The sequence below is a fragment of the Pseudomonas sp. M2 genome (assembly GCF_015751845.1).
Taxonomy (GTDB): domain Bacteria; phylum Pseudomonadota; class Gammaproteobacteria; order Pseudomonadales; family Pseudomonadaceae; genus Aquipseudomonas; species Aquipseudomonas putida_E.
Genome location: NZ_JADOUD010000001.1, coordinates 4,092,389 through 4,113,605 on the forward strand (window position 1 = coordinate 4,092,389; position 21,217 = coordinate 4,113,605).

The 21,217-nt window shown below is 62.1% G+C and carries 20 protein-coding genes; 4 read left to right on the forward strand and 16 right to left on the reverse strand.

Annotated elements, in window-relative coordinates; all coding sequences use genetic code 11:
* The first annotated feature begins 71 nt into the window (after positions 1–71).
* Together IWW33_RS19115 and IWW33_RS19120 are read left to right on the forward strand one after the other, a co-directional pair.
* Positions 72–968, forward strand: coding sequence for a DMT family transporter (locus tag IWW33_RS19115; RefSeq protein WP_174142084.1), 897 nt, complete (start codon positions 72–74; stop codon positions 966–968).
* Positions 969–1,066: 98 nt separating this feature from the next.
* On the forward strand, positions 1,067–2,002 hold the full coding sequence (locus tag IWW33_RS19120; protein WP_119687526.1) for a class I SAM-dependent methyltransferase: 936 nt from the start codon (positions 1,067–1,069) through the stop codon (positions 2,000–2,002).
* A 57-nt stretch (positions 2,003–2,059) separates the two neighbouring features.
* Here the strand turns inward: IWW33_RS19120 and IWW33_RS19125 are convergent, their stop codons facing one another.
* From IWW33_RS19125 to gcl, 8 genes are all read right to left on the reverse strand, one after another.
* The gene (locus tag IWW33_RS19125; protein WP_174142083.1) at positions 2,060–3,058 is read right to left on the reverse strand and encodes a sulfate ABC transporter substrate-binding protein; all 999 of its coding nucleotides are present in this window, start codon (positions 3,056–3,058) and stop codon (positions 2,060–2,062) included.
* Positions 3,059–3,146: 88 nt separating this feature from the next.
* Complete coding sequence (locus tag IWW33_RS19130; protein WP_046785318.1) at positions 3,147–3,971, reverse strand: ion transporter; 825 nt, start codon at positions 3,969–3,971, stop codon at positions 3,147–3,149.
* Between the two features lie 45 nt (positions 3,972–4,016).
* Entirely contained in the window at positions 4,017–4,886 is an 870-nt protein-coding gene (locus IWW33_RS19135) for an urea transporter (protein WP_115274204.1), read from the reverse strand.
* Positions 4,887–5,076: 190 nt separating this feature from the next.
* Positions 5,077–6,492, reverse strand: coding sequence for a pyruvate kinase (pyk, locus tag IWW33_RS19140; RefSeq protein WP_125924714.1), 1,416 nt, complete (start codon positions 6,490–6,492; stop codon positions 5,077–5,079).
* Positions 6,489–7,763 carry a glycerate kinase gene (locus tag IWW33_RS19145; protein WP_174142082.1) on the reverse strand — a complete coding sequence of 425 codons (1,275 nt, stop codon included), beginning with the start codon at positions 7,761–7,763 and terminating at the stop codon, positions 6,489–6,491. Before IWW33_RS19145 ends, pyk begins: the two co-directional genes overlap by 4 nt.
* Positions 7,764–7,929: 166 nt before the next feature.
* Positions 7,930–8,823, reverse strand: a complete 894-nt coding sequence (locus IWW33_RS19150; protein WP_039603965.1) for a 2-hydroxy-3-oxopropionate reductase — start codon at positions 8,821–8,823, stop codon at positions 7,930–7,932.
* A 180-nt stretch (positions 8,824–9,003) separates the two neighbouring features.
* Entirely contained in the window at positions 9,004–9,786 is a 783-nt protein-coding gene (gene hyi / locus IWW33_RS19155) for a hydroxypyruvate isomerase (protein WP_012315455.1), read from the reverse strand.
* 68 nt (positions 9,787–9,854) lie between these two features.
* Complete coding sequence (gene gcl, locus IWW33_RS19160) at positions 9,855–11,630, reverse strand: glyoxylate carboligase (protein ID WP_115274207.1); 1,776 nt, start codon at positions 11,628–11,630, stop codon at positions 9,855–9,857.
* A 257-nt stretch (positions 11,631–11,887) separates the two neighbouring features.
* Between gcl and IWW33_RS19165 the strand changes: the two genes are divergently transcribed.
* A complete protein-coding gene (locus IWW33_RS19165; RefSeq protein ID WP_012315453.1) occupies positions 11,888–12,328 on the forward strand; it encodes a heme-binding protein in 441 nt (146 codons plus the stop codon).
* Between the two features lie 105 nt (positions 12,329–12,433).
* Here IWW33_RS19165 and IWW33_RS19170 read toward each other — a convergent pair whose 3' ends face one another.
* Complete coding sequence (locus tag IWW33_RS19170; RefSeq protein ID WP_039604598.1) at positions 12,434–13,045, reverse strand: TetR/AcrR family transcriptional regulator; 612 nt, start codon at positions 13,043–13,045, stop codon at positions 12,434–12,436.
* Between the two features lie 132 nt (positions 13,046–13,177).
* On the opposite strand from IWW33_RS19170, the gene IWW33_RS19175 reads away from it, so the two are divergent.
* Positions 13,178–14,089 (forward strand): DUF808 domain-containing protein, encoded by a 912-nt coding sequence (locus IWW33_RS19175; protein WP_119687522.1) that lies wholly within the window; start codon positions 13,178–13,180, stop codon positions 14,087–14,089.
* Positions 14,090–14,201: 112 nt separating this feature from the next.
* Here the strand turns inward: IWW33_RS19175 and IWW33_RS19180 are convergent, their stop codons facing one another.
* The 7 genes from IWW33_RS19180 to puuE form a co-directional block, all read right to left on the reverse strand.
* On the reverse strand, positions 14,202–14,984 hold the full coding sequence (locus IWW33_RS19180) for an outer membrane protein OmpK (protein ID WP_039601601.1): 783 nt from the start codon (positions 14,982–14,984) through the stop codon (positions 14,202–14,204).
* 353 nt (positions 14,985–15,337) lie between these two features.
* A complete protein-coding gene (locus IWW33_RS19185; protein ID WP_012315449.1) occupies positions 15,338–16,123 on the reverse strand; it encodes an outer membrane protein OmpK in 786 nt (261 codons plus the stop codon).
* A 141-nt stretch (positions 16,124–16,264) separates the two neighbouring features.
* Positions 16,265–17,620, reverse strand: coding sequence for a nucleobase:cation symporter-2 family protein (locus IWW33_RS19190; protein WP_039601600.1), 1,356 nt, complete (start codon positions 17,618–17,620; stop codon positions 16,265–16,267).
* Positions 17,621–17,778: 158 nt separating this feature from the next.
* The gene (locus IWW33_RS19195; protein WP_046785311.1) at positions 17,779–19,107 is read right to left on the reverse strand and encodes a urate hydroxylase PuuD; all 1,329 of its coding nucleotides are present in this window, start codon (positions 19,105–19,107) and stop codon (positions 17,779–17,781) included.
* Positions 19,108–19,150: 43 nt separating this feature from the next.
* Complete coding sequence (locus tag IWW33_RS19200; protein ID WP_012315446.1) at positions 19,151–19,654, reverse strand: ureidoglycolate lyase; 504 nt, start codon at positions 19,652–19,654, stop codon at positions 19,151–19,153.
* 57 nt (positions 19,655–19,711) lie between these two features.
* Positions 19,712–20,227: a 2-oxo-4-hydroxy-4-carboxy-5-ureidoimidazoline decarboxylase gene (gene uraD, locus IWW33_RS19205; RefSeq protein ID WP_012315445.1), complete on the reverse strand. Its 516-nt coding sequence runs from the start codon at positions 20,225–20,227 to the stop codon at positions 19,712–19,714.
* Positions 20,227–21,153 (reverse strand): allantoinase PuuE, encoded by a 927-nt coding sequence (gene puuE, locus IWW33_RS19210; protein WP_012315444.1) that lies wholly within the window; start codon positions 21,151–21,153, stop codon positions 20,227–20,229. The genes uraD and puuE overlap by 1 nt, the downstream gene beginning before the upstream one ends.
* Positions 21,154–21,217 lie beyond the last annotated feature (64 nt).

The window sequence follows — 21,217 nt, forward strand, 5'->3', positions numbered from 1 at the left end:
CCTTGGTTATCCGCTGGTAGGTTAATCGTCAGCCTCTGCATACTGTGGCCATCATCAATGGGAGGTGTGAGATGGACAGTTCGTTGCGCCGTGGCTCGCTGGAAATGGTCGCTGCCATGCTGATTTCCGGGACCATCGGCTGGTTCGTGCTGGTATCCGGGCAGCCGGTGCTGGACGTGGTGTTCTGGCGTTGCGTGTTCGGTACTGGCACGTTGCTGGTGATCTGCGCGGCGTTCGGGTTCCTCAAGCCCGGCGTGATCAGCCGCACGGCTTTGCTCTTGGCCATTGCCAGCGGCGTGGCCATCGTCGGCAACTGGGTGTTGCTGTTCGCTTCCTATTCGCGGGCGTCGATCGCCATCGGCACAGCGGTGTACAACGTCCAGCCGTTCCTGCTGGTGGGGCTGGCGGCAGTGTTTCTGGGCGAGAAGATCACTATGGCCAAGCTCACCTGGCTGAGCGTGGCGTTCCTTGGCATGCTGGCCATCGTCAGCGCCCATGGCGCAGGGCAGGGCAGCGGTGAAGAGTACTTGGTGGGCATTGCGCTGGCGCTGGGGGCGGCGTTTCTGTATGCCATTGCCGCATTGATCATCAAGCACCTGAGCGGCACGCCACCGCATCTGATTGCCTTGATCCAGGTAGCGACCGGCGTAATGCTGCTGGCGCCGTGGGTCAAGCTGGGTGGGGTGCCTGGCGAGCCTTCGGCGTTGGCCAGCCTGGTGACGTTGGGCATGGTGCACACGGGGCTGATGTACGTGCTGCTGTACAGTGCCATCCAGCGCCTGCCCACGGCATTGACCGGTGCCCTGTCATTCATCTACCCGATTGCCGCGATCCTGGTCGACTGGGTGGCCTTCGGGCACCGCCTGGCGCCACTGCAGTGGCTCGGTGTGGCGCTGATCTTGCTGGCGGCGGCGGGCATGCAGCAAGGGTGGTGGTTCCGTTCGGCGCCGATCATTGCCAAAAGATAGTGAGGACGCTGTATGACCTATCGCCGAACAAGCCGGCGATAGGGCGCGCAGCGGCCTCGCGGGGTAGAATGCTCCCTTTTATCTGCTTGCGACCCGCCATGACTTCGCCGATCCACACCCTCGAACAGCATCTGCTCACTGCCCTCGACCCCGCCCCGCAGGAAACCCGCCGCCTGTTCCATGGCCGCGGCCGTTGCTGGCCGGGGCTGGAGCAGGTCACCGTCGACTGGTTGCAGGGCGTGCTGTCGGTAGCGTTGTTCCGTGAACCACCCGAGGGCCAGCTGGCAGAACTAGAGGCCATGCTGCGCAACCTCGCCGAGCACCCACAGTGGGCCGGCCAAGCGATCCTCATCCAGCACCGTTACCTGCCGGACAGCCCGGGCCAGTGGTTGTGGGGCGAGCCGTGCCAGCAGCGCGAGGTGGTCGAAGATGGCCTGACCTATCTGCTCGACCTGGGCGTGCGGCAGAACAACGGCCTGTTTCTCGACATGCGCTACGGCCGACGCTGGGTGCGTGAGCAGGCGGCGGGCAAGCGCGTGCTGAACCTGTTCGCCTACACCTGCGGCTTCTCGGTGGCAGCGATTGCCGGGGGCGCCGAGCAGGTGGTGAACCTGGACATGGCCAAGTCGGCGCTGTCCCGTGGCAGAGACAACCATCGCCTCAATGGCCACGATGCATCGCGGGTGGCGTACCTGGGGCATGAACTGTTCAAGTCGTGGGGCAAGGTGCGCAAGTACGGACCCTACGATTTGATCATCATCGACCCGCCCACCTTCCAGAAAGGCAGTTTCGTGCTGACCCAGGATTACGCGAAGATCTTGCGGCGCTTGCCAGAGTTGCTGACCGAGGGTGGGACTGTGCTGGCGTGCGTGAATGATCCGGCGATCGGGCCGGAGTTTCTGATCGAGGGCATGGCTGAGCAGGCCCCGGCGTTGGCTTTCGTCGAGCGTCTGGATAACCCGCCGGAGTTTCCGGATGCCGATCCGGCGGGGGGCTTGAAGGCCTTGGTATTCCGCAGTAAATCACCAGCCTGATGCTGGGGAACCTTCACTTGGGCGCAATGGTGGCGCACAAGTGAAGGTAGAACTCAATTACTGACCGGTATAGATCTGGTCGAACACCCCACCATCGTTGAAGTGGGTCTTCTGCACGGTGCGCCAGTCACCGAAGGTTTTCTCCACCGACAGGAAGTCGACCTTCGGGAAGCGGTCGGTGTACTTGGCCAGTACGGTTGCATCACGCGGACGCAGGTAGTTCTGTGCGGCGATTTCCTGGGCTGCTGGCGACCACAGGTACTTGAGGTATTCCTCGGCCACGGCCTGGGTGCCCTTCTTCGCTACCACTTTGTCGACCACACTCACCGGTGGTTCGGCTTCGGCCGACACGCTCGGGTAGACCACTTCGAACTGGTCGCGGCCGAATTCGCGGGCGATCATTTCGGCTTCGTTCTCGAAGGTCACCAGCACATCGCCGATCTGGTTGGTCATGAAGGTCGTGGTCGCGGCGCGGCCACCGGTATCGAGTACCGGTGCCTGTTTGAACAGCTTGCCGACGAAGTCCTTGGCCTTGTTCTCGTCACCGCCCTGCTTGAGCACATAACCCCAGGCCGACAGGTAGGTATAGCGCCCGTTACCTGACGTCTTGGGGTTGGGCACGATGACCTGTACACCATCCTTGAGCAGGTCAGGCCAGTCTTTGAGTGCCTTGGGGTTGCCCTTGCGCACGATGAACACAGTGGCCGAGGTGAACGGGGCGCTGTTGTTGGGCAGGCGTGTAACCCAATTGTCTGGCACCTGCTTGCCGATATCGGCCAGCGCATTGATGTCGGTGGCCATGTTCATGGTGATGACATCGGCTGGCAGGCCATCGATCACTGCACGTGCCTGTTTGCTCGAACCGCCGAAGGACATCTGCACGTTGACCTTCTCGTCGTGCTCGGCTTCCCAGTGTTTCTGGAACGCTGGGTTGTAATCCTTGTAGAAGTCGCGCATCACGTCGTATGAAACGTTGAGCAGGGTCGGAGCGGCCTGAGCGAGGGTGCCGAACGCCAGGCCGGCGGCCAGCAGCGAAGCAGTGAAGAGTTTTTTCACGATGCGTCCTTGTTCCGGAGTGTTTGGTAACTTATGCGCGACTATAGCGTTTCGTTATTGAACGACTAAAGACCAAATGGCTCTTTGCTTATTCTGTTTTCGGGAACAGCAGGTTACCGCAGCGCGAGCAAAATGCAGCGCCGTGTTCATGGGCCTTTTTGCTGCACCTTGGGCAGTCGTGCTGCAACTGTTCGGCGCGCATGGCATTGGCCAGTTCGGCGGTGAAAATCCCTGTGGGCACGGCAATGATCGAATAACCGGTGATCATCACCAGTGAGGACAGCACCTGGCCCAGCGGTGTTTTCGGCACGATATCGCCAAAGCCCACGGTCGTGAGCGTGACAATGGCCCAGTAGATGCCTTTGGGGATGCTGGTAAAGCCGTGCTCGGGGCCCTCGATCACATACATCAAGGTGCCGAACACAGTGACCAGGGTCGACACGCTGAGCAGAAACACGATGATCTTCTGCTTGCTGCCACGCAGTGCCGCCATCAGGTAATTCGCTTGGTTCAGGTACTGGCCGAGCTTGAGCACACGGAAAATCCGCAGCATGCGGATCACCCGGATGATCAGCAGGTACTGCGCGTCGCTGTAGTACAGGGCGATGATCCCCGGCACGATCGCCAGCAGGTCGACCAGGCCGTAGAAGCTGAAGGCGTAGCGCATGGGCTTGGGCGAGCAGTAAAGGCGAGTGATGTACTCGGCCAGGAAGATCGCGGTGAAGCCCCATTCGATACCGGCCAACAGGCCTGCGTAGTTCTGGTGAATCTCGTCGATGCTGTCGAGGATCACCGTGACCAGGCTGGCCAGGATGATCAGCAGGAGGGTCTTGTCGAAGCGCCGGCCGGCGACGGTGTCGGTCTGGAATACGATGACGTAGAGCCGTTCGCGCAGGCTCGCAGGGTTGTTCATGGGCTCGTTCCACAAAAGCGATGGGCTGAGCCTAGGGGTTGCGTTTCAGCTGTGCAAGCGCCTGGCATTGCGCTGCCTGGGCTGGGCCAGGTGGCTGCCCAAGTGCATCAGCCAGCAGGCGGCGACGAACGGGGCGGTCAGGCCGGGCACCGGTAGCAGCTTGAACAGCGGTTGCAGCAGTAGAGCCAGGGCAATCGCCAGCAGGGTCACCCAAGGCTTTTCACCCTGTCTGCTGAAGGCCAGCGCCGCCAGTGCCGCGTTGAAGCCGTACAGACCCAGCCAGGCAGATTGCGCTTCGGCAAACAAGGCTACGCTGCCACCGATGGCCGAGCCGATCACCGCCCACATCGCGGCATAGGGGTTGGCGATGAACATGCCTAAGATGATCAGCAACCCGGCCAATGGCTGGTCGAGCAGGAAAATCTGGCCTACGCCCCGCGCCAGAGCATACAGCGGGTCGGCTTCGACGAAGCCGCTGGGTGAGGGGCTGGCGAGCAGCAGTGTGCCCCAACCCAGCAGCACGAAAGGGGCGGTGTAGGCGATCAGCAGTTTGCCCCCGCGCTTGCGCCACTGGTGGGTAATGATGCTGGACAGCCCACCGGCAGCGATGATCAGCGGCGGCATGATTGCCGACCAGGGCAGTACCGCGCAGATCAGGATGCCGATCAGCACGCCGTTATAGCAGTAAAGCCCGGCCTGGCGGTCGGCGCGGTCATAGCCGCGGCGCTGGGCGGTGAGCAGGCCGGCGAGGGCGCCGAGCAGGGCGCCGCCGACCAGGTCGGGGGCGGTCAGCAGGATGGCCAGCAGGCAGCACAGGCCGCACAGGGGGCTGCGCAGCAGCAGCACCTGGCTGAAGCCGTTGAGTAGCGCCGTGGCCCAGTCGGGGCACGGGTTGACGAAATTTTTGGTGTACATGGGCAGTCGGTAAGGTTGAGGGAGGAGCGGTGGGCCTCTTTGGGCCTCGGTTTTCCGCGTGTCTGTTGTTGGGGGCAAGGGGAGGGCTTTGCCCTCCTTTCGCGACGCAAGGCCGCTCCTACAGGGTTTCGCGTTCGCCGGTAGGAGCGGCCTTGCGTCGCGAAAGGGGCGCAAAGCGCCCCCGGCAATCTCAGACCAAGGTCTCGATCCGCAGGCTGTTGGTCGAGCCTGGCTTGCCGAACGGCACACCGGCAGTGATCAGCAATGTGTCACCACGGCTGGCCATGCCTTGGGCCTGGGCAATTTCCAGTGCGGTGGAGACCACCTCATCTACCTGGCGCAAACGGTCATTGACCACCGAGTGCACGCCCCAGGTCACGCTCAAGCGGCGGGCAGTGACCAGGTTCGGCGTCAGGTTGAGGATCGGTGCCCGTGGCCGCTCGCGTGCGGCGCGCAGGGTCGAAGCCCCCGACTCGCTGTAGTTGACCAGCACCGCCACCGGCAGGATGCCGCTGATCCGGCGGATCGCGCAGCTGATGGCGTCCGACACGGTGGCTTCAGCTTTGGGCCGGCCAACGTCGAGCTGGGCCTGGTAATCCGGGCCGTTCTCCACCTGGCGGATGATCTTGCTCATCATCTGCACGGCTTCCAGTGGGTAGTCACCCGAGGCGGTCTCGGCCGACAGCATCACCGCATCGGCACCTTCGGCAACGGCATTGGCGACGTCGGTGACTTCGGCGCGGGTCGGGGCTGGCGAGAAACGCATGGATTCGAGCATCTGCGTGGCCACCACCACCGGTTTACCCAGCTGGCGGCAGGTGCCGATGATGCGTTTCTGGATCTGCGGCACGCTCTCGGCCGGCACTTCCACACCCAGGTCGCCACGCGCCACCATGATTGCATCGGACAGTTCGGCAATCGCCTGCAGCTGCTCCACGGCCGACGGCTTTTCGATCTTGGCCATCAGGTAGGCACGGTCGCCGATCAGCTGGCGGGCCTCAAGGATGTCTTCGGGGCGTTGCACGAACGACAGCGCCACCCAGTCCACCCCCAGTTCCAGGCCGAAGGCCAGGTCGCGGCGGTCCTTTTCGGTGAGCGGGGAGAGGTCAAGCACCGCTTGCGGCACGTTGACACCCTTGCGGTCGGACAGCTCGCCACCGGCCAGCACTTCGGTGTCGATGGCATCGCTGTGCTTGGCGGTCACCCGCAGGCGCAGCTTGCCGTCGTCCAGCAGCAGGTCCATGCCGGGCTCCAGCGCGGCGATGATCTCCGGGTGCGGCAGGTTGACCCGGCGGCTGTCACCCGGGGCCTTGTCCAGGTCCAGGCGTAGCGCCTGGCCGCGTTGCAGCTGCACCTTGCCTTCGGCAAAGCGGCCAACGCGCAGCTTGGGGCCCTGCAAGTCCATGAGGATGCCGAGCGGGTAGTTCAGTTGCTGCTCGACCTCGCGGATCCACTGGTAGCGCAGGGCGTGGTCGGCGTGTTCGCCATGGCTGAAGTTGAGGCGGAAGATGTTCACCCCGGCTTCTACCAGCTGGCGGATATCGTCGATGCCATTGATCGCAGGGCCGAGGGTGGCGAGGATTTTGACTTTTTTATCAGGCGTCATGATTGTGCAGTCTCAAGGATCAGGATGGCGCGGAAGTCGTTGACGTTGGTGCGGGTCGGCTCAGTGACGATCAGCGCATCGAGTGCGGCGAAATAGCCGTAGCCGTTGTTGTTGTCCAGCTCGTCACTGGCCGACAGGCCCAGTGCCTCGGCGCGGGCGAAGCTGGCTGGCGTCATGAAGGCGCCGGCGTTTTCTTCCGAGCCGTCGATGCCGTCGGTATCACCAGCCAGGGCGTACACGCCCGGCAGGCCCTTCAGGCTTTCGGTGAGGCTGAGCAAAAACTCCGCATTGCGCCCGCCACGGCCATTGCCGCGTACGGTGACAGTGGTTTCGCCGCCAGAAAGGATCACGCAAGGTGCTTTGAGCGGCTGCCCGTGCTGGACGATCTGCCGGGTGATACCGGCATGCACCTTGGCCACTTCGCGCGATTCACCTTCCAGGTCGCCGAGGATCAGCGGGCTGAAGCCGGCCTGGCGGGCTTGCACTGCAGCGGCTTCAAGCGATTGCTGGGGCTTGGCGATCAGCTGGAAGTGGCTGCGGGCCAGGGCCGGGTCATCGGCCTTGACGGTTTCCGAGGCGGGGTTGTTGAGCCAGTCGATGACGGCCTTGGGCGCTTCGATGTTGTAGCGCTTGAGGATCGCCAGGGCATCGGCCGAGGTGCTCGGGTCGGCCACGGTGGGGCCGGAGGCGATGACCGTAGCCAGGTCGCCGGGCACATCGGAAATGGCATAGGTGTAGACAGTGGCGGGCCAGCAGGCTTTGGCCAGGCGGCCGCCCTTGATCGCCGAGAGGTGCTTGCGCACGCAGTTCATCTCGCCGATGGTGGCACCGGATTTGAGCAGCGCCTTGTTGATCTGTTGCTTGTCGGCCAGGGTCAGGCCTTCGGCTGGCAGCGCCAGCAGGGCCGAACCACCGCCAGAGAGCAGGAAGATGACGCGGTCGTCTTCGTTCAGGTTGCTGACCAGTTCCAGCACACGTTTGGCCACGGCCAGGCCAGCGGCGTCGGGGACCGGGTGGGCGGCTTCGACCACTTCGATCTTCTGGCAGTTGGCGCCATGACCGTAACGTGTGACCACCAGCCCGGACACTTCACCCTGCCAGCTCTTCTCGACCACTTCGGCCATGGCCGCTGCGGCTTTGCCGGCGCCGATGACGATGACCCGGCCGCTACGGTCGGCGGGCAGGTAGGGTTCGAGGACTTGACGGGGGTGGGCGGCAGCGATGGCTGTGTCGAACAGGTCGCGGAGAAGTTTTTGCGGATCGACCGACATGGCAGGCTCCCAATTATTGTTGTTCTGCAGAATCGAAAACGCCCCTGGAACTGCCTCCGTGCAGGCCGAACCAGGGGCGGTCCCCAGAGCTGCAAGCTTCAAGCTACAAGCCGCAAGTAAAAGCAGACCTGCTTTTACTTGCCGCTTGAGGCTTACAGCTTGAAGCTTATTTCTCGCCGCGGATCGAGAAGTTGGCCATGTGCTCCAGGCCTTTGATCAGCGCCGAGTGGTCCCAGTTGCCGCCGCCCAGTGCCACGCAGGTGCTGAACACTTGCTGGGCGTTGGAGGTGTTGGGCAGGTTGATGCCCAGCTCCTTGGCGCCTTGCAGGGCCAGGTTCAGGTCTTTCTGGTGCAGGTTGATGCGGAAGCCTGGGTCGAAGGTGCCTTTGATCATGCGTTCGGCATGCACTTCGAGGATCTTCGAGGAGGCGAAGCCGCCCATCAGCGCTTCACGCACCTTGGCAGGGTCTGCACCGTTCTTGGCCGCGAACAGCAGAGCTTCGCTGACGGCCTGGATGTTCAGGGCGACGATGATCTGGTTGGCGACCTTGGCCGTCTGGCCGTCACCGTTGCCGCCGACGCGGGTGATGTTCTTGCCCATGGCTTCGAACAGCGGCAGGGCGCGTTCGAAGGCGTTCGGGCAGCCACCGACCATGATGCTCAGGGTCGCGGCCTTGGCACCGACTTCACCACCGGACACTGGTGCGTCGAGGTAGGCGGCACCGGTGGCCTTGATCTTCTCGGCAAAGGCCTTGGTGGCGGTCGGCGAGATCGAGCTCATGTCGATCACCACCTTGTTCGGGCCCACGCCTTCGGCGACACCGTTCTGGTCGAACAGTACGCTTTCGACCTGCGGGGTGTCCGGCACCATGACGATGATGAACTCGGCTTCCTGGGCAACCTCTTTCGGGTTGGCCAGCGCCACTGCGCCAGCGGCGATCAGGTCAGCCGGTGCGGCCTCGTGGTGGGTGGAAACGAAAATGCTGTGACCTGCTTTTTGCAGGTTCTGAGCCATGGGCTTGCCCATGATGCCGGTGCCGAGGAAACCGATTTTAGCCATGAGAAATTACCTCTTTTATATTTATGTAAGCAGGCGACTCGGCCCCCTGTAGGGGCGGCCTTGGGTCGCGAAGGGGCGCGCAGTGGCCCCTCGATCTCAGTTGCGCAGGCAATCTGCCGGGGCTGCTTTGCAGCCCTTCGCGACACAAGGCCGCTCCTACAGCAGGTTCTGCGAGCGTTCTTAGATTGCGTTGTGTGTCTTCAGCCAGCCCAGGCCTGCTTCGGTGGTGGTCAGCGGCTTGTACTCCGCGCCTACCCAACCCTGGTAACCGATGCGGTCCAGGTGTTCGAACAGGAAGCGGTAGTTGATCTCGCCGGTACCCGGTTCGTTACGGCCCGGGTTGTCGGCCAGCTGGATGTGGTTGATCAGTTTCAGGTTGGCTTCCATGGTGCGAGCCAGGTCACCTTCCATGATCTGCATGTGGTAGATGTCGTATTGCAGGAACAGGTTGTCGCTGCCCACTTCGGCCTGGATTTCCAGGGCCTGCCGGGTGGTGTTCAGGTAGAAGCCCGGGATGTCGCGGGTGTTGATCATTTCCATGACCAGGCGAATGCCAGCGGCTTTGAGCTTGTCGGCAGCGAACTTCAGGTTGTCGACAAAGGTCTTGCGCACGTCGGCGCACTGCAGGCCTTGCGGGCGAATGCCGGCCAGGCAGTTGACCTGGGTGTTGCCCAGTACCTTGGCGTATTCGATGGCCTTGTCGACACCGGCGCGGAATTCTTCGACGCGGTCGGGATGGCAGGCGATTCCGCGCTCACCTTTGCCCCAATCACCGGCCGGCAGGTTGAACAGCACCTGGGTCAGGCCGTGGGCGTCGAGCTGCTGCTTGATTTCGGCAGCGCTGAAGTCGTACGGGAAGAGGTATTCGACGCCGCTGAAACCAGCATCGGCGGCAGCCTTGAAGCGGGCCAGGAAGTCCTGTTCGGTGAACAGCATGGACAGGTTGGCAGCGAAGCGAGGCATGATGTGTCTCCTTGCGATGAAGGCCCCCGGCGCCCTCAGGTAGGGCGCAGCACGGGGGCGTCAGGCGATCAGTCCAGCATCGAGATGGCGGTTGGCGCGTCGTTGCCGACCAGCGCCAGGTCTTCGAACTCATTGACCGCGTTGATCTCGGTGCCCATGGAAATGTTGGTCACACGCTCCAGAATCACTTCCACCACGACCGGTACTCGGAACTCTTCGGCCATCTTCTGTGCCTTGAGCAGGGCCGGGGCGATCTCACCTGGCTCGAAGACACGGATGGCTTTGCAGCCCAGGCCTTCGACCACGGCGACGTGATCGACACCGTAGGTGGCGGCGTCGGTGGAGTTGATGTTCTCGAACGCCAGTTGTACACAGTAATCCATGTCGAAGCCACGCTGCGCCTGACGGATCAGGCCCAGGTAGGCGTTGTTCACCAGCACGTGTACGTACGGCAGGTTGAACTGCGCGCCCACGGCCAGCTCTTCGATCATGAACTGGAAGTCGTAGTCACCCGACAGTGCCACAACCTTGCGTTTCGGGTCGGCCTTGACCACACCCAGTGCCGCCGGGATGGTCCAGCCGAGCGGGCCGGCCTGGCCACAGTTGATCCAGTGACGTGGCTTGTACACGTGCAGGAACTGTGCACCGGCAATTTGCGACAGGCCAATGGTGCTGACGTAGCAGGTGTCCTTGCCGAACACCTGGTTCATCTCTTCGTAAACGCGCTGCGGCTTGACCGGCACGTTGTCGAAGTGAGTCTTGCGCTGCAGGCTCGATTTACGCTGCTGGCAGTCTTCCAGCCAGGCCTTGCGGCACTGCAGCTTGCCGGCGGCTTTCCACTCGCGGGCCACTTCGATGAACACGTCCAGCGCCAGGCCTGCGTCGGAAACGATACCCAGGTCCGGGGTGAACACGCGGCCGATCTGGGTGGGCTCGATGTCGACGTGAACGAACTTGCGGCCTTCGGTGTAAACGTCAACGGAACCGGTGTGGCGGTTGGCCCAACGGTTACCGATACCGAACACCAGGTCGGACTTGAGCAGGGTGGCGTTGCCGTAGCGGTGCGAGGTCTGCAGGCCGACCATGCCGACCATCTGGGCGTGGTCGTCCGGGATGGTGCCCCAGCCCATCAGGGTAGGGATCACGGGCACGCCGGTCAGTTCGGCGAACTCCACCAGCTTGTCGCTGGCGTCGGCGTTGATGATGCCGCCACCGGCCACCAGCAGCGGGCGCTCGGCGTCGTTGAGCAGGGCCAGGGCTTTTTCAGCCTGTACGCGAGTGGCGGACGGTTTGTTGACGACCAGCGGCTCGTAGGCGTCGATGTCGAATTCGATTTCGGCCATCTGCACGTCGAACGGCAGGTCGATCAGCACAGGGCCTGGGCGGCCGGTACGCATTTCGTAGAAGGCTTTCTGGAAGGCATAAGGCACTTGGCCTGGTTCCAGAACGGTGGTCGCCCACTTAGTGACGGGCTTGACGATGCTGGTGATGTCGACAGCCTGGAAGTCTTCTTTGTGCAGACGGGCACGTGGCGCCTGGCCGGTGATGCAGAGAATCGGGATGGAGTCGGCCGATGCGCTGTACAGGCCGGTGACCATGTCGGTGCCGGCGGGGCCGGAGGTGCCGATGCACACGCCGATGTTGCCTGGGTTGGCGCGGGTGTAACCCTCGGCCATGTGCGAGGCGCCTTCAACGTGACGAGCGAGGACGTGATCGATGCCACCGACTTTTTTCAGGGCCGAGTACAACGGGTTGATGGCAGCCCCTGGGATGCCGAACGCGGTATCTACACCTTCACGGCGCATGACCAGAACGGCTGCATCGATTGCTCTCATTTTGCTCATGGGTTGTGCCTCATCGATTTTGTAATTGTATACAACTTGCTTTGTGCCAGAGTGTATTCACGGCTGGCGGTTCAGGTCAATGGGTTTTCATCGGGGGAGGTTGCTTTCGTCCGAGCGCCCATGAAAACGGCGATTTGCGTCATCGCATACGATCGTTTCAATTTATTGTATACAAAAGTGGTTGCAGTTGTGTTCTATTTGAGTGATCGATTTTCAACTGCCCTCCGGGCTTCTCACAACAAGAAGAGGACCTTTCCATGAACGCTTTGAACCTGAAAGTCGCTGTCAGCCTGGTGAACGCAGCGCTGGCGGCGGGCCGCAAGATCAATGCTGCGCCGTTGACGGTGGTGGTGCTGGACGCCGGTGGGCATGTGCTGGCCCTGCAGCGCGAAGATGGCGCCAGCCTGATTCGCCCTGAGGTGGCCACGGGCAAGGCCTGGGGCGCGATTGCCCTGGGCAAGGGCTCGCGCTTGCTGGCGCTGGATGCGCAGCAGCGGCCGGCGTTTTTTGCTGCGTTGAATGGTGTGGGTGAGCGGCCGGTGGTGCCGGCACCAGGTGGCGTGCTGATCCGCGATCAGGACGGCAAGGTGCTGGGTGCCGTAGGGATCAGCGGCGATACGTCGGATATCGACGAGCAGTGTGCGATCAGTGCGATCGAAGAGGCGGGGTTGACGGCGGATGCCGGTGTAGCTGCGTAAGGCTTTAAATTGCCGGGGCCGCGTTGCGGCCCTATCGCGACACGAGGCCGCTCCTACAGCGGCCTTGTGTCGCGAGAGGGCTGCAGAGCAGCCCCACTGGCCTTGTCAGGCCGCCTCGGGTTCACAGCCTTTGAGCACCAGCCGAATGATGGTCTCGGCTGCTGCTTCGTAATCACTGTCGGCCAGCTTGGCCTTGCCGGTGATCACCGAAATCTGCCAATCGAAATCGGCATAGGTCTGAGTCGCCGCCCAGATGCTGAACATCAGGTGGTGCGCGTCGACCTTGGCAATCTGCCCGCGCTCGATCCAGCGCTCGATGCACTCGATGTTGTGGCGGGCCTGCTCGTTGAGCTGTTCCACCTGGTTGGGCGAGAGGTGCGGCGCACCGTGCATGATCTCGCTGGCGAACACCTTCGAGGCATGCGGCAGGTCGCGCGAAATGCGGATCTTCGAGCGGATGTAGGCACTCAGCACTTCCTTGGGGTCGCCGTCGGCATTGAACGGCGTGGACGCCTGCATGATCGGCGCGATGATGCTCTCCAGGACCTCGCGGTAGAGGTTGTCCTTGGACTTGAAGTAGTAATACACGTTCGGCTTGGGCAGGCCGGCCTTGGCCGCGATATCGCTGGTCTTGGTGGCGGCGAAGCCCTTGTCGGCGAATTCCTCGCTGGCCGCGCGCAGGATCAGTTCCTTGTTGCGCTCGCGAATGGTGCTCATGGTCAGGGATCTTCCTCGTGTCTGGCCACCTCTAAGAGGGATCGGGCATGGTAGCACCGGGCTCGAGGGGCGCTCAAGGCAGCGACTTTGGGCTAGACTCCGGCCCATTCATTTCACGGGAAACAGGCAGACATGGCAGGAAGCAGTTTACTGGTACTGATCGACGACATTGCCACGGTACTCGACGATGTCTCTTTGATGACCAAGGTGGCGGCGAAGAAAACCGCAGGTGTGCTGGGCGACGACCTGGCACTCAACGCCCAGCAGGTCACCGGTGTGCGCGCCGAGCGCGAGATCCCGGTGGTGTGGGCGGTGGCCAAGGGCTCGTTCGTCAACAAGGCGATCCTGGTGCCGGCGGCGCTGCTGATCAGCGCGTTCATCCCATGGGCGGTGACGCCGCTGCTGATGATCGGTGGTGCGTACCTGTGTTTCGAAGGCTTCGAAAAGCTGGCGCACAAGTTCTTGCACAGCAAGGAGGAGGATGCTGCCGAGCACAGTGCGCGCAGCGAAGCCGTTGCCGATGCGAACGTCGACCTGGTGGCCTTTGAGAAGACCAAGATCAAGGGGGCGGTGCGCACCGACTTCATCCTATCGGCAGAAATCATCGCCATCACCTTGGGCACTGTGGCCGATGCGCCGCTGACTCAGCAGATCATCGTGCTGTCGGGCATTGCGATCGTCATGACCGTGGGTGTCTATGGGTTGGTGGGCGGTATCGTCAAGCTCGATGACCTGGGCTTGTGGATGACTCAGAAAGCCTCGAAAGCGGCCCAGGTGGTGGGCAACGGCATTCTGCGGGCGGCGCCCTACATGATGAAAAGCCTGTCGGTGATCGGGACTGCGGCGATGTTCCTGGTCGGTGGCGGGATTCTGGTACACGGTGTTGCGCCGCTGCATCATGCCATCGAGGCGTTCAGTGAAGGGCGGGGTGGGGCGCTTACTGGAGCGTTGCTCAATGGTGGGGTGGGGATTGTTGCGGGGGCCGTGGTGTTGGCGGTGGTCAGCGGATTGGGCAAGTTGTGGCGGGTACTGCGCCCGGCTTGATGAAGGTGAATTGGGCCGCTTTGCGGCCCTTTCGCGACACAAGGCCGCTCCTACGGCGATCATTGTAGGATCGGCCTTGTGTCGCGATGGGGCTGCACAGCAGCCCCCAGGATCAGAAGTGAACCTTGACCAGGAAGCTTGCAGTGTTCTGGTCGGTGGTGAACCCGTCGGAATCCTTGATGCCGTACTTGTTCTTCCAGTAGTCGTACTCAAAGCCCACATACAGCTGCTTCTCGCCCAGGTGCAACGCCTTGCCCAGGTCATATTTGACCTGCGGGTTGAAGTGCAGGTTGGCCTGGTAGGTACCGCGGCGGTTCTCGTCGTTGTCGACCACCCAGTCCATGAAGCCGTCGATGAGGATGTCGGAGGAGCCCACAGGGATGGTGTACGACCACACCGGGGTGATCTGCCAGACGTTGTCACCGGCCCGGCTGCCGTCGGTGGTGCGCTGGTAGAAGTTCAGCTGGAAGTAGTCGAAGCCCGGGATGTCCAGGTCGAAGCCAGGGCCGATCAGGTAGGACTCGGTATCACCCTCGCCAAACTCATAGGTCATTGCCAGCAGCACGTCCTTGACCGGGCCGAATGCCAGCTTCTGGTCGAAGATCTTGCCGAACGACAGGCGCGGGCTGATTTCACCGTAGTAGGTGTTGTCGCCGTTACCCGAGTCCTTCTTGCCGTTGTAGAAGATCTTGTCGACGAAGACGAAGTTGTCGCCGTACTTCCAGCCATCGGCGTGCTCGAAGGTGACGGTTTGCTGGATCGCCGGGTTGACCTTGAAGTTCTTGCCCCACAGGTAGGTCAGGCTGTTGTTCTGCCACTGCAGCAGGTCATCGGCGTAGGTGGTGCCGCAGGCCAGCAGGCCGCCCGCGAGAATCAGGCTATTGATGGTACGCATTGCGAGTGTCGCTCCCTTGATTGGTCTGTTGTCAGCGCTCGGTATTGGCGCTTTTTTTGTCTTTTGAGTCAGCTTTTTTCGATTGGCCACAGTTGTTTGGCAAGAGCTGCGCCAACTTCCCAGATTGGCTACAACCTTCCTGCTCGACTCGTTCTGAACGGCTGAAAATGGGTATTTCCGGCTGGCAACGCGTTGGCCAACCGCCCGAATTCATTGACTGAGCGGTCAGTAAACGCGGGCAGGATCCATCCTGCCCTGTTCGAGGGGGCGCGCAGATTACTGGCTTGCGCGCCTGGCCTCAAGTGCTCCGTCCTGGAGCAGCGTGTATCAAACTTGGGCGTTTGATCAGGTTTTCAGAAATGTACCTTGATCAGGGCGCTGGCGACACTCTGGTTACTCTCCAGATTGCCGCGGCTGTCGATGCCGTACTTGTCCTTCCAGTAGCTGTACTCAAAGCCTACATACAGCTGTTTGGCGCCCAGGTTGAGCGCCTTGCCCAGGTCGTATTTGACCTGCGGGTTGAAGTGCAGGTTGGCGTGATAGGTGCCGCGGCTGTTCTGGTCGTTGTCGGGCACCCAGTCCATGTAGCCGTCGATCAGAATGTCCGACCTGCCCACGGGAATGGTGTACGACCAACCGGGGGTGATCTGCCAGACGTCATCGCCAGGGCGGCCGCCTTCGGTGTTGCGCAGGTAGAAATTGAGGGTGAAATAGTTGAAGCCGGGAATGTTCAGGTCGAAACCGGGGCCGATCAGGTAGGCCTCGTTGTCGCCTTCGCCACGCTCGTAGGTCATTGCCAGCAGCACGTCCTTGATCGGGCCGAAGGCGAGCTTCTGGTCGAAGATCTTGCCGAACGACAGTCGCGGGCTGAACTCACCGTAGTAGGTGGTCACGCCTTTGCTGGCATCGGGCTTGCCGTTGTAGAAGATCTTGTCGACGAACAGGAAGGTGTCGCCGTACTTCCATTTGTTGGCGTGCTCGAACGTGATGGTCTGCTGAATGTCTGGGTTGACCTTGAAGTCCTTGCCATACAGATAGGTCAGGCTTTCGCCGTGCCACAGCAGCCATTCGCCTGCATGCGAGGGGAGGGTGGCCAGCAGGCTGCTGCCCAGCAACAGGGTTGATGCGATGCGCTTCATGTTGTGATTCCCGGACTTATTGTTTTTGTTGGCGGATTTTTTGGCGCGCAGGCGCCCCGGGCGGCCCATTCCGGCGGGCCGACGGTGTGGCAGTTACAACGGACAAGAGCAGGGGCGACGCACGGCGCCGCCCCGCTTGGCTCAATGCTGGTGACAGGCGTCGTTGTGCGCCGCGCGGTCGGCACCACCGAGGATGTTGAACAGCACGTTCAGCACCAAGGCACTGACCGTGGCCATGGCGATACCACTGTGGGTGATGGGTTCCATCCACTGCGGCATCTGTGCGAAGAACTCCGGGCGGACCACCGGGATCAGGCCGAAGCCGACGCTGACCGCAACCAGCAGCTGGTTGCGGCGGTCGCCGATGTCTGCCTCCTGAAGGATCTTGATCCCGGTGGCGGTGACCATGCCGAACATGGCAATGGACGCACCACCCAGCACTGCAGGCGGAATCGAGGCGATCAGGTAAGCCGCCTTGGGCAGCAGGCTGAGCAGGATCAGCAGCGCGCCTGCCACCACGGTGACATAGCGGCAGCGTACCCCGGTCATCTGCACCAGGCCGATGTTCTGGGCGAACGAGGAGTGGGTGAAGGTGTTGAAGAACCCGGCGATGAACGACGCGCCGGCATCGCACAGCAGGCCCCGGCGCAGCATCCCTGGGGTGACTTCGCGATCGGTCACCTTGCCCAGGGCGAGGAACATGCCCGTGGACTCGACGAAGATGATCACCACCACCAGGCACATCGACAGGATCGGTGCCAGGCTGAAGGTCGGCATGCCGAAGTGCAGTGGCGTCACCACTTGCAGCCACGGTGCCTGGCTCAGGCCGGACAGGTCGACCATGCCGATGGAACCGGCCAGGATGTAACCCAGGCCCATGCCTACCAGCACCGATACGTTGACCCAGAAGCCACGCATGAAGCGGTTGATCAACAGGATCACGGCCAGCACCAGGCCTGCCACCATCAGGTAGATCGGCGAGCCGAAGGCTTCTGCCTCATGGCCGCCACCGGCCCAGTTGACTGCGACCGGGAACAGCGAGAGGCCGATCGAGGTGATCACGGTACCTGTGACCAGCGGCGGGAAGAAGCGTACGACCTTGGACATGAACGGCGCGATGAGCATGCCGAAGAACCCGGCGGCGATGGTCGCACCGAAGATCCCCTGCAGGCCTACGCCAGGCATGCCGGCCATGGCCACCATGCTGCCGACGGCAGCGAAACTGGCGCCCATCATCACCGGCATGCGGATCCCTACCGGGCCGATACCGAACGACTGGATGATGGTGGCTACGCCTGCGACCAGCAGGTCGGCGTTGATCAGGAAAGCGACTTCTTCACGGGACAATCCGGCTGCCTGGCCGATGATCAAAGGCACGGCAATCGCGCCTCCGTACATCAGCAGAACGTGTTGCAGGCCGACCAGGATCAGTTGGAACAGGGGCAGAGGTTCGCGCGGTGGCGCCACAGGAATGTACGCCTTGCGTGACTCGGACATGCAGCACCTCGAGTTTTGTTTTTATTCTCGGATCCAAGCGGCAAGCTCCAAGCGGCAAGCTTCAGGAAGAAGCTTGGTGATCCGCGTTGGAGCCTGACGCTCGATGCTTGCTTGTTACTTGGGACTTACAGCTTGAAGCTTGAAGCGTGCGGCTTCGATCAGTTGACCTGGGCACCTTTGGCGATCCAGTCACCGACGAGCTTGCGCTCCTCGACGGTCATCTGGGTGATGTTGCCCAGCGGCATGATCTGGCTGGCGACCGCTTGCGCCTGAATGCGCGCGGCCTGGGCCTGGATCTGCTGCGGGGTGTCGAACACCACGCCGCCAGGGGCGGTGCTGAACAGCGGGCTGGTCGGTTTCGACGAGTGGCACACTGTGCAGCGTTCCTGGATGACGGTGTGGATCTTGTCGAAGGCGCCGCCACCGGCCTGCGCAGTCGCCTGGGCTGGGGCTTGAGCCGGTGCGGCAGGCGCTTGGGCCGCCTTGGCAGCGTCCTCGGCGCGCTGTTCGGCAGCGGTCTTGCCACCTACTGCCGTCGCTGGCAGTGGCTGGTACTCGACCTTCGCTGCGGCCTGCTCAGGGGCAACAGCCATCGGTTTCGGGCCGGTGACGTAAGCCAGGCAGATCATCGCCAGGGCACCGGCCGGCAGGGTCCAGGCGTACTTGCTGCTGTCGTGGCGGGTGTTGAAGTAGTGGCGGATCAGTACCGCGGCTACGGCAATGCCGGCCAGGATCAGCCAGTTGTACTGGCTACCGTAGGTGCTCGGGAAGTGGTTGCTGATCATGATGAACAGCACCGGCAAGGTGAAGTAGTTGTTGTGACGCGAACGCAGCAGGCCTTTGGCCGGCAGGCGCGGGTCGGGGGTGGTGTTGTTCTCGATCGCTGCCACCAGCTGGCGCTGGGCCGGCATGATGATGCGGAACACGTTACCGACCATGATGGTGCCGATGATCGCGCCAGTGTGCAGGTACGCGCCACGGCCGCTGAACACCAGGCTGAAGCCCCAGCAGGCGGCGATGATCAGTACGAACAGCACGGCGCCAAGCAGTGCCGGGCGTTTGCCCAGTGGCGAATCGCAGAGCAGGTCGTAGATGAACCAGCCGGCCACCAGCGAACCGATACCGATGGCCACGCCCTCGGCACCGCTCAGGGTGCTGCCAGGGGCCAGCAGGTACAGGGTCGGGTTCCAGTAGAACACCACGCACAGCAGGGCGATACCGGACATCCAGGTGAAGTAGGCTTCCCATTTGAACCAGTGCAGGTTCTCGGGCATTTTCGGCGGCGCCAGCTTGTACTTCTCAAGGTGGTAGATACCACCGCCGTGGATGGCCCAAAGGTCACCCGACAGCCCGTCACGCGGATTGCTCCGGTTCAGGTTGTTTTCCAGCCAGACGAAGTAGAACGATGCACCGATCCAGGCCACGCCGGTGATCATGTGAACCCAGCGAATGCTCAGGTTCAGCCATTCGTGAAGGTGTGCTTCCACAGTATGTACCTCTGCCGATCACCGAACGATGATCGACCTTTTCTTATTGGTGGGGATTGAGGATCAGCATCTGTTCCTCGGTGAAGTAATGCTCATCGCAGTTGTTGCCGGAACCACTGCGATCAACCACCAGGAAATCATCCCGCTTTTCGATCGTAAGCACCGGGTGGTGCCAAACGCCGCGATGGTAATTGACGCCCTGCCTGCCATTACTGCGGAAGGCACGGACCAAGCCTGATACAGGTGCATCGCCAACGGGCGCGACCACGATCAGAAAGGGGTTGCCGAGCAGCGGGATGAAAGCCTGGCTGCCCAGCGGATGGCGTTCCAGCATGCGCACGGTCAGCGGCATGTCCAGCGCGTCGGCGCGGAAGATGCTGATGATCGCTTTGTCTTCAGGCTCGGCGGTCTCGACCGTGGCGAGCTTGTGGAAGCGCATGGTCGAGCCGTTGTTGATCATGAAGTGGTCACTGCCATCGGTTTCGATCACGTCACCGAAGGGGGCGAAGGCTTCTTTGGTCAGGGGCTCGATCATCAGGGTGCGCATGCGGTTATCTCTTCTATGTTCGTTGTTCTGGATAAGGCTCTAACGTTGCCGCGCCGGTTACAGCTGCAGCAGACGGAACAGGGCGATCAGGTTGATCTGCGCCAGGGCTTCCTTGAATTCGGCATCGGTGTCGTTGTGGATGCGCTTTTCGAAAGCGGCGAGGATCTGGTGCCGGTTGCTGCCCTTGACTGCCATGATGAACGGGAACTGGAACTTGGCCTTGTAGGCATCGTTCAGTTCGGTGAACCGGGCGAACTCTTCGGCGGTGCACTGGTGGATACCGGCGCCGGCCTGTTCGTTAGTGCTCGATTCGGTCAGCTCGCCCTGGATGGCGGCTTTACCGGCCAGGTCCGGGTGAGCGTTGATCAGCGCCAACTGGTCGGCGTGGTTGGCACTGAGCAGGATGTCGCTCATGCGCTGGTGCAGCGCTTCGATCTCGTTCAACTCGTCCAGCTGGCCCAGGTCGTAGGCTTTTTCGGCGACCCATGGCGAATGCTCGTAGATGTCGGCGAAGACCTTGACGAAGGTGTCACGGTCCAAGGTCGATGGCTTGAGGGTCTTGAAGGCGGTCATCAGGCGTTCTCTTTCTTGTACGGGTGGGTGGCGTGCCAGTGGCGGGCGATGTCCGCGCGACGGGCGAACCAGACCTGGTCATGGCTCTTGGCGTAGTCGACGAAACGCTTGAGCGCGGCCAGGCGCGCCGGGCGGCCGACCAACCGGCAGTGCAGGCCGATGGAAAGCATCTTCGGCGCTTCGGCACCTTCGGCGTACAGCACATCGAAGGCGTCCTTGAGGTACTGGAAGAACTGCTCGCCGCAGTTGAAGCCCTGTACCTGGGTGAAGCGCATGTCATTGGTGTCCAAGGTGTAGGGGATCACCAGGTGCGGCTTGCCGGTCGGGTTGTTCGGTTCCCAGTAGGGCAGGTCGTCATCGTAGGTATCGCTGTCGTAGAGGAAGCCACCTTCCTCCATGACCAGGCGGCGGGTATTGGGGCCGGTGCGGCCGGTGTACCAGCCTACCGGGCGTTCGCCGGTCAGTTCGGTGAGGATGCGGATGGCCTCGAGCATGTGCTCGCGCTCCTGGGCCTCATCCATGTTCTGGTAGTCGATCCAGCGGTAGCCGTGGCTGCAGATCTCGTGGCCGGCTTCGACCATGGCGCGGATCACGTCCGGATGGCGCTGGGCAGCCATGGCCACGGCGAACACGGTCAGCGGCACGCCGCTGTCCTTGAACAGCTTGAGCAGGCGCCATACGCCGGCCCGGCTGCCATATTCGTACAGCGACTCCATGCTCATGTTGCGCTGGCCCTGCAACGGCTGGGCAGCGACCATCTCGGACAGGAAGGCTTCGGATTCTTTGTCGCCGTGCAGGATGTTGCGCTCGCCACCTTCTTCGTAATTCAGGACGAAAGACAGCGCGATGCGGGCATTGCCCGGCCATTGCGGGTGAGGTGGGTTGTTGCCGTAACCGATCAGGTCGCGAGGATAGTCAGCGCTCACTGCAGTCTTCCTTCTTGTGCGTTAGTGCGGGGGGTGGGCGGGCCGCGTCGGGATGTCGCACCAC